Genomic DNA, 7,880 nt, shown 5'->3' on the forward strand with positions numbered 1-7,880 from the left:
CGCCGGCCGCGCGCAGGCGGCGCCCGGGCCCGGTGCGGGAGCGGGCCCTGCCGGCCGCGGGGCTCATGTCGCCTCCCCGGTCGGGGCGCCGGCCGCGCCGGGCGCGCGTTCGCCCATCCCCGCGGACAGGCCGCGGGCGCGCCCGATGGCCATCTCCGGCGGGGCGAGCGGCAACGGGGATCCGCGCAGTTCCGCACCTTCGCGGCGCGGCAGCGACAGCCGGAACTGCGACCCCTTACCGGGCATCCCCCAGGCCTGCAGCCAGCCGCCGTGCAATTGGGCGTCCTCCTTGGCGATGGACAGGCCCAGCCCGGTGCCTCCGGTGGTGCGGGCCCGCGCTGGGTCGGCCCGCCAGAAGCGGTCGAAGCACATGTGCTCCTCGCCCTCCTTGAGGCCCACGCCGAAGTCGCGCACCGCCACCGCCACCGCGTCGCGGTCGCCGGCCGCGGTGACGATGACGTCCTTGCCCTCGCTGTGTTCGACGGCGTTGACGATGAGGTTGCGCAGGATGCGGTTGATGCGGCGCACGTCGAACTCGGCGGTGCAGGGTTCGGCCGGCAGCCGCATCACAACCTTGGTGCCGGTCTTCTCGGCGATCTGCTCGGCGTCGCCGACGGCCTTCATCACGGCGTCGCGCACGTCGACCGACTCCATCGACAGGGTGACGGCGCCGGCGTCGTGGCGGCTGATCTCCAGCAGGTCGGCCAGCAGTTCCTCGAAGCGCTCCAGCTGGCTCTGCAGCAGCTCCACGGAGCGGCCCATCTGCGGGTCGAGCTCTTCGCGGTCCTCGTAGAGCAGGTCGCCGGCCATGCGGATGGTGGTCAGCGGGGTGCGCAGCTCGTGGGAGACGTCGGAGGCGAACTGGCGCTGGACCTGCGACAGCTCCTCCAGTTCGCGGATCTTCTCCTGCAGGTTGCCGGCCATGTCGTTGAAGGACAGGGCGAGCCGGGCCAGGTCGTCCTCGCCGCGCACCTTCATCCGTTCGGAGAGGTCGCCCGACGCCAGCCGCTCGGCCGAGCCGGCCGCCGCCCGCACCGGGATGACCACTTGCCGGGTCACCACGTAGGCGATCACGGCCAGCAGCAGGATCAGCGCGGAGCCGACGAAGAAGACCGTGTTCTGCACGAGGTCGAGCATCTGCTGCTCGTGGTCGAGCGGGAAAAGGTAGTACAGCTCGTAGGCGTTGGACAGCCGCGCCCCCACCACCAGGCCGGGCGTGCGGGAGTTGTCGCGGACGATCTCGGTGTAGGTGACGTACTGCCTGCCCAGCTCCAGGCTCTGGCCGACCTCGTCGCGCAGCCGCTGGGGGACGCTGGCCTGGTCGACGGTGGCGTAGCCGCTCAGCCCGCCCACGTCGGGCAGGATGACGACCTCGTAGAGGCCGGTCGTGCCGCTGTGGTTGCTCAGCTGGGCGGTGATCTCCTCGGCCCGGCCGTCCTGGTCGGCGCTCTGGTCGCCGTTCTGCATGATGCTGACGGCGGTGTCGAGCCCGGCCTTGTGGTCGTTGAGCGCGGCTTCGCGCTTGGCGTCGAGCAGACCGGTGAGGACCTGCTGGACCAGGAAAAAGCCGAGGATCGCGGTTACCAGCGCGGAGATGAGCAGGGTGGTGGTGACCACGCGCAGTTGCAGCGAGCGCCGCCAGCGCTTGTGGACGCCGCGCACCAGCGACCGCGCACCCCGCTGCGCGGCGAGGTAGCAGCGCAGCGGCAGAGCGGCCAGCAGATGCCAACGCGACCTCGCGGCGGCGGCCCCTCGGGCCGGCTGCGCCGCGTAATCGGTGGTGGCATCCTCCTTCACCTGTTCCGTTCCACCTGGGTTCAGGCGGTGCCCGCCTTGTAGCCGACGCCCCGCACCGTCACGACGACCTCGGGGTGTTCGGGATCCTTTTCGATCTTGGCCCGCAGCCGCTGGACGTGCACGTTGACCAGCCTGGTGTCGGCGGCGTGCCGGTAGCCCCACACCTGCTCCAGCAGGACCTCGCGGGTGAAGACCTGGCGCGGCTTGCGTGCCAGGGCCACCAGCAGGTCGAACTCCAGCGGGGTGAGGCTGATGGGCTCGCCGTCGCGGCGCACGGCGTGGCCGGCCACGTCGATGGTGATGTCGCCGATCTGCAGGACCTCGGGAGCGGGTTCCTCGGTGCGGCGCAGCCGCACGCGCACGCGCGCCACCAGTTCCTTGGGCTTGAACGGCTTGACGATGTAGTCGTCGGCGCCGGATTCGAGGCCGAGCACGATGTCCACCGTGTCGCTCTTGGCGGTGAGCATCACGATGGGCACGCCGGACTCGGTGCGGATCTGCCGGCAAACGTCGATTCCGTCGGCGCCGGGCAGCATCAGGTCCAGCAGCACAAGGTCGGGTTTGGTCTCGCGGAAGGCTTCAAGGGCCTTGTCGCCGTCGTGTACGAACGACGGCTCGAAGCCTTCGCCTCTGAGGACGATGCCCAACATCTCAGCGAGGGCGAGGTCGTCGTCGACGACCAGTACGCGTCCCTTCATGGGTGTATCCGGCACGAGGCCTCCCTCCCACTGCGGAGGCGCGGCAACTCGCACCTTCTCCTTTCTGGACACTCAAGCGGCAGTACTTCGGACACTTTCGCCGGGTCCCTCGTGGGAGCCGTCCTCCCCACTAACCTTGCCATCTTTGGAACGGGCTTGGCCCGGGCTCACCCGCGACGGCCACTGCCGGAGGGCACGCCCGCGCCGGTGGCACCGCCTGACGGTCCGCGCACCACCCTGCCGCCTGCGCCGCCGCGCGTCCAGACGTAGGGACCCGCGATAGTCGTGCGGCTCGTGCCGACTTGGCCGGCAGATAACAGAAAGCATACAAAACGAATGAACCGGCGCGGCGTTCGCCGTGCGCTGCGGGCACCGGAGCCCGCCCGGGCACGCCCGCACCCGGGGCCGGTGTGGCATACCGTGGGAGTTGCCACCGGGCTGAGCACACCACTACGGAGGACCGATTCCGATGAGCCACGACGACGGCGGCATGTGGCGGGCGCCCGGTTCCGGGTCCGGTCCCGAGCAGCCGGATGAGGCAACGGGCGGTGACCCCGCGGGCGGTCACGACCCGGGCGGTCGGTGGGCCAATCCCGGCGAGGGTGTTGCACCGCCCGGCGGCGGCTGGTCGGCGCCCGGCGGCGGCACCGGCCCGCACGGACCTCCTCCGGGTGGTGGCCCCGCGGGCGGCGGAGCCCCCGGCACGGGGGGTTACGGACAGGGTTATTACGGCGCCCCACCTGGCCCTTATGGTGCGCCCGGTGGGCAGGGCGGGCCCGGCGCCGGGCCGGGGCACGGACGGCCCTGGACCCCCCAGCCCGGTGTGGTCGCGCTGCGCCCGCTCACGCTGGGCGATGTCTTCAACGGGGCCTTCGGCTACATCCGGCAGAACCCCAAGACCACCCTGGGCCTCGCGCTCATCGTCACCGCGCTGTTCAACATCGTCAACGCCATCGGCACGGGCGGCTACCTCAGCAACTACGCAACCGAAATCCAGGCGGCGCTGGAACCCGCGGGGGCCGCCGCCCCGGCGCCGTTCGACCCGTGGGCGACGGCCGCCGTCTATGCGGGCGCGCTCATCGCCTTCCTCGGCCAGGTCCTGCTGACCGGCCTGCTCGCCGCGGTCGTCGGGCTGGCGGTGCTCGGCCGCAAGCTGACCATGCGCGAGGCGCTTGCGGCGGTGCGCGGCCGGCTGGCCGCGGTCTTCGGGGTCGCGGCGCTGCTCTTCCTGCTGGGCCTGCTGTGGACCGTGCTGCTGATGGCCGCCATATTCGGCGCGGTGCTGCTCGGTGTGGCGGTCCACCCGTTTGTGGGGGTCCTGGTCGGCCTGTTCGCCTTCCCGGCCTTGATCGTGCTGGCCGTGTGGGTCTACGTGCGCACCGCGCTGGCGATGCCGGTGGCGGTGCTGGAGTCCGCGGGCCCGGGTTCGGCCCTGGCCCGCTCCTGGCGGCTGACCCAGCGGAGCTGGTGGCGGCTCTTCGGCATCCTGCTACTGGCCCAGTTCCTGGCAAGCCTGGTGGCGAACCTGCTCGCGACCCCGTTCAACGGCGGCGCGGCGGTGCTGTCCTTCCTCGCCCCCGATGCGGCGTGGATGCCGGTCGCGGCGACCGCTGCGGCATTTGTCGGCATTGTGCTCTCCGGCACGCTGAGCACGCCGTTCATCGTCGGCGTCACCACGCTGCTCTACATCGACCTGCGGATGCGCCGCGAAGGGCTCGACCTGAAGCTGCAGGCCGCGGCGCAGTCCGGCGAACACGTCGACGCCGGCATCTACCGCCCCGACCCGGCCGCTCAACCCGCCCAACCAGCCCAACCCGGGCAGCCAGGGCAGCCGGGCGGCCCGCAGCACCCCGAATACCCCGCACAACCCGGGCAGTACGGCCCGCAAGGCCAGTACGGCCGGCAGCCGCAACCCGGGCAGCCGCATCCCTACGGGCAAGACCCCCACCAGGCGCCCGGTTACGGGCGGGGCCCCGGATACGCCCCGCCGCCCGCAGACCCCTACGGTGCGCAGAGCGGATACCCGCACGGCGACCACCCGCCGGACGGCCCCGGTCACGGCGGCGCCGGCCCGGGAGGCACCCCCGGAGCACCGTCCTGATGGGCGCTCTCCCGCTTGCGGCCACCGTTGTCGAGCGCGGGGACGGCCGGCGCGCCGCCCGCGAGGAACTGTCCGACAGCATCTACGGGCAAGCCGAACCGAGCCTGCTCGACATCCTGCAGGAGCGCCTCCGCGACTGGTTCAACGACCTCATCCAGCAGGCCGGCGCGTCGATGCCCGGCGGCTGGTGGGTGCTGGGGCCGCTGCTGGTAGTGCTCGCCGCCCTGCTGGTGGCGCTCGTGGTCTACCTGCGCCCCGCCCGGCGCGCCCGCCGCCACGCGGCCCTCATCGACACCGGCACGCCGCTGACCGCCGACGACCACCGGTCGGCCGCCCAGCGCCACGCCGAGCGCGGCGAGTTCGCCGACGCCATCCGCGAGCGGCTGCGCGCCATCACCCGCGAACTCGAGGACGGCGCCGCCATCGCCCCGCGCCCCGGCCGCACCGCCTCCGAGCTCGCCACCGAGGCCGCAGCGGTGCTGCCCGGGCTGAGCGAGCCGCTCCGCGCCGCCGCCGACACGTTCAACGACTCCGCCTACGGCCAGCGCACCCCCACCGCCGAGGGGTACCGGCTGCTGGCCGACCTCGACGAGCAGGTGCGCCGGGCCCGCCCCGCGAGCGCCGCCACCGCCGCCGCGCAACCCCCCGGAGGCGCACTGTGAGCGCACCCGCGACCGCGCCCGCTCCGCCCGCGGCGCTCCCCTCCCCCACGTCGCCGGGCCCGGGCGAACTGTGGCGGCGGGCACGCGGCCCCTTGGCCTTCATCGGCGGCCTGGTCGCCCTCGCCGTGGTGGTGTCGCTGGGCGCCCAGCAGCACCGCGAAGGTCCGCTGGAACCGGAGGGCCCCGGCCCCGAGGGCAGCCGCGCACTCGTGCAGATCCTGGGCGACCGCGGCAACGACGTCACCGTGGCCCGCAGCGCCGCCGACGCGCTGGAGGCCGCGGACCCGGGCACCGTCACGGTGCTGGCGGGCACCCACCGGCTCCCCCGCGAGCAGCTCGACCGGTTGGCCGGCGGGCTCGGCGACCGCATCCTGGTCCGCCCCACCACCCCCGCGCTGAAGGCGCTGGCGCCGGGCGTGCGGATGACCGGCCGCACCGGCCAGGAGACACTCGCGCCCGGGTGCGGTCTCGCGGCCGCGCAGGCGGCGGGCACCGCCGACACCGGCGGCGAGGTGTACACGGCGCCGCAGGGCCGGGGCTGCTACCCGGCCGAGGGCGGCCACACGCTTATACGCACCGCCGGCGAGCACACCGCCACTGTGCTGGGCAGCCGCGCGCCGCTGACCAACGCCCACCTGGACGACGAGGGCAACGCCGCGCTGGCTCTGTCGCTCATCGGCGAACGCGACGTTGTCTGGCTGCGCCCCGACCCGGTCCCCGAGGAGGGGCAGGCCGGCCTGTGGGATCTCCTGCCGCTCCAGCTGCGGCTCAGCCTGATCCCGCTGGGCGCCGCGCTGCTGCTGCTGGCACTGTGGCAGGGTCGGCGGTTGGGGCCGCTGGTCACCGAGCAGCTGCCCGTCGTCGTGCGCGCCTCCGAGACCACCGAGGGCCGCGCCGGGCTCTACGCCGCGCGGCGGGCCCGCGACCGCGCCGCCGCCGCGCTGCGCGCCGGGACACTGCGCCGGATCCGGCCCGGACTGGGCCTGAGCCCCGACTCCGCTCCAGCCGCCGTGGTGGAATCGGCCGCCACCCGGTCGGGCGACTCCCCCGCCCAGCTGGGCGCGCTGCTGTACGGCCCCGGCGACGCACGGCACACCGACCCCTACACCGCCGACGACGACGGGCTGGTGCGGCTGGCCGACGACCTGGACGGGTTGGAGGGGCGCCTGCGGTGACCCCCGACCGTCCGCACCCGCTCCGTCCCGCCGCTGGAACCACCACCGAGCCGCCGCTGTTGCCGTTGCCGACTCCGCTGACCGAGGGAGACCACAAGTGACCGCCATCCCCGCTGATGGGACGCCTGCGCCCGAGCAGGCCGAACAGGCCCGAGCCGCGCTGACCGCGCTGCGCCGCGAGGTCGGCAAGGCCGTCGTCGGCCAGGACGAGACCGTGACCGGCATGGTCGTGGCACTGCTGTGCCGCGGCCACGTGCTGATGGAGGGCGTCCCCGGTGTCGCGAAGACACTGCTGGTGCGGGCGGTTTCGGCGGCGCTGTCGCTGGACCACAAGCGCGTCCAGTTCACCCCGGACCTGATGCCGGGCGATGTCACCGGCTCCCTGGTCTACGACTCGCGCACCGCGAAGTTCGAGTTCCACGAGGGGCCGGTGTTCACCAACCTGTTCCTCGCCGACGAGATCAACCGGACACCGCCCAAGACGCAGGCGGCGCTGCTGGAGGCGATGGAGGAGCGCCAGGTGACCGTGGCGGGCGAACCCGCCGCGCTGCCCGACCCGTTCGTGGTGGCCGCCACCCAGAACCCCGTCGAGTACGAGGGCACCTACCCGCTGCCCGAGGCCCAGCTCGACCGCTTCCTGCTCAAGCTGGTGATCGAGCTGCCCGAACGCAACAACGAGGTCGACATGCTCGGCCGCCACGCCAGGGGTTTCGACCCCGGCGACCTGGAGGCCGCGGGCCTGCGGCCGGTGGCCGGGGCCGAAGACCTGCGCACCGCGCGCGCCGCCGTGGCCGCCACCAGGGTCGCGCCCGAGGTGCTCGCCTACATCGTCGACATCTGCCGCGCCACCCGCGGGTCGCCGTCGTTGCAGCTCGGCGCCTCTCCGCGCGGAGCCACGGCCCTGCTGCGCACCAGCCGCGCCTGGGCGTGGCTGTCGGGGCGCGACTACGTCACGCCCGACGACGTCAAGGCGCTGGCCAAGGCGACGCTGCGGCACCGCGTCGCCCTGCGCCCCGAAGCCGAACTGGAAGGCGCCACCGGCTCGGGCGTGCTCGACGGCGTGCTCGCCTCGGTCCAGGTGCCCCGCTGAGCGGCGGTTTCCCGCCGGGCCCCGGGGCGGCCCGCCCGGCGGTCCCACCAGCGGCGGACCCGAGGCGTCCGCGCAGGCCACAGGTACGGAGGTAGGCGACGATGGCGATCACCGGACGAGCGGTGCTGGCCGCCTGCGCCGCCACGCTCGCGGTGCTCATCGCGGGAGCGGCCGGGACCTGGCTGGTCGCCGCGGTGCTGGTGCTGCCGGCGGCGGCGATCCTGGCCGACGTGCTGCTGGCGCCCAGCCCGCGGGCGGTGGGCTTCGAACGTTCCGGCGACACCTCCGTCCGGCTCGGCGAGACCGCGGAGGCCGCGCTGGTCGTGGCCAACCCGGCGCGCCGCGCGATGCGGGCGG

General features: G+C 73.9%; 6 protein-coding genes and 1 pseudogene. 5 read left to right on the forward strand and 2 right to left on the reverse strand.

Annotated features, from left to right (window positions below; genetic code table 11):
• Positions 1-63 precede the first annotated feature (63 nt).
• Together mtrB and mtrA are read right to left on the reverse strand one after the other, a co-directional pair.
• The gene (mtrB, locus tag ACYVD5_RS21240) at positions 64-1,797 is read right to left on the reverse strand and encodes an MtrAB system histidine kinase MtrB (protein ID WP_461002867.1); all 1,734 of its coding nucleotides are present in this window, start codon (positions 1,795-1,797) and stop codon (positions 64-66) included.
• A 20-nt stretch (positions 1,798-1,817) separates the two neighbouring features.
• Positions 1,818-2,495 carry an MtrAB system response regulator MtrA gene (gene mtrA / locus ACYVD5_RS21245; protein WP_461002871.1) on the reverse strand — a complete coding sequence of 226 codons (678 nt, stop codon included), beginning with the start codon at positions 2,493-2,495 and terminating at the stop codon, positions 1,818-1,820.
• An 823-nt stretch (positions 2,496-3,318) separates the two neighbouring features.
• Between mtrA and ACYVD5_RS21250 the strand changes: the two genes are divergently transcribed.
• The 5 genes and pseudogenes from ACYVD5_RS21250 to ACYVD5_RS21270 form a co-directional block, all read left to right on the forward strand.
• Positions 3,319-4,596: a glycerophosphoryl diester phosphodiesterase membrane domain-containing protein gene (locus ACYVD5_RS21250; protein WP_461002868.1), complete on the forward strand. Its 1,278-nt coding sequence runs from the start codon at positions 3,319-3,321 to the stop codon at positions 4,594-4,596.
• Positions 4,596-5,258, forward strand: a complete 663-nt coding sequence (locus tag ACYVD5_RS21255; protein ID WP_461002869.1) for a DUF4129 domain-containing protein — start codon at positions 4,596-4,598, stop codon at positions 5,256-5,258. Before ACYVD5_RS21250 ends, ACYVD5_RS21255 begins: the two co-directional genes overlap by 1 nt.
• On the forward strand, positions 5,255-6,433 hold the full coding sequence (locus tag ACYVD5_RS21260; protein ID WP_461002870.1) for a DUF4350 domain-containing protein: 1,179 nt from the start codon (positions 5,255-5,257) through the stop codon (positions 6,431-6,433). Before ACYVD5_RS21255 ends, ACYVD5_RS21260 begins: the two co-directional genes overlap by 4 nt.
• 106 nt (positions 6,434-6,539) lie before the next feature.
• On the forward strand, positions 6,540-7,523 hold the full coding sequence (locus ACYVD5_RS21265; protein ID WP_461002872.1) for an AAA family ATPase: 984 nt from the start codon (positions 6,540-6,542) through the stop codon (positions 7,521-7,523).
• Positions 7,524-7,624: 101 nt separating this feature from the next.
• Positions 7,625-7,880, forward strand: a pseudogene (locus tag ACYVD5_RS21270) (DUF58 domain-containing protein); the annotation flags it as partial.

It is taken from the genome of Streptomonospora sediminis, from assembly GCF_054778995.1.

What these genes read in the sequence shown, in the direction of transcription:
- mtrA (WP_461002871.1), bottom strand. Translation starts at nt 2,495, where the DNA reads ATGAAGGGACGCGTACTGGTCGTCGACGACGACCTCGCCCTCGCTGAG.
- ACYVD5_RS21255 (WP_461002869.1), top strand. Translation starts at nt 4,596, where the DNA reads ATGGGCGCTCTCCCGCTTGCGGCCACCGTTGTCGAGCGCGGGGACGGC.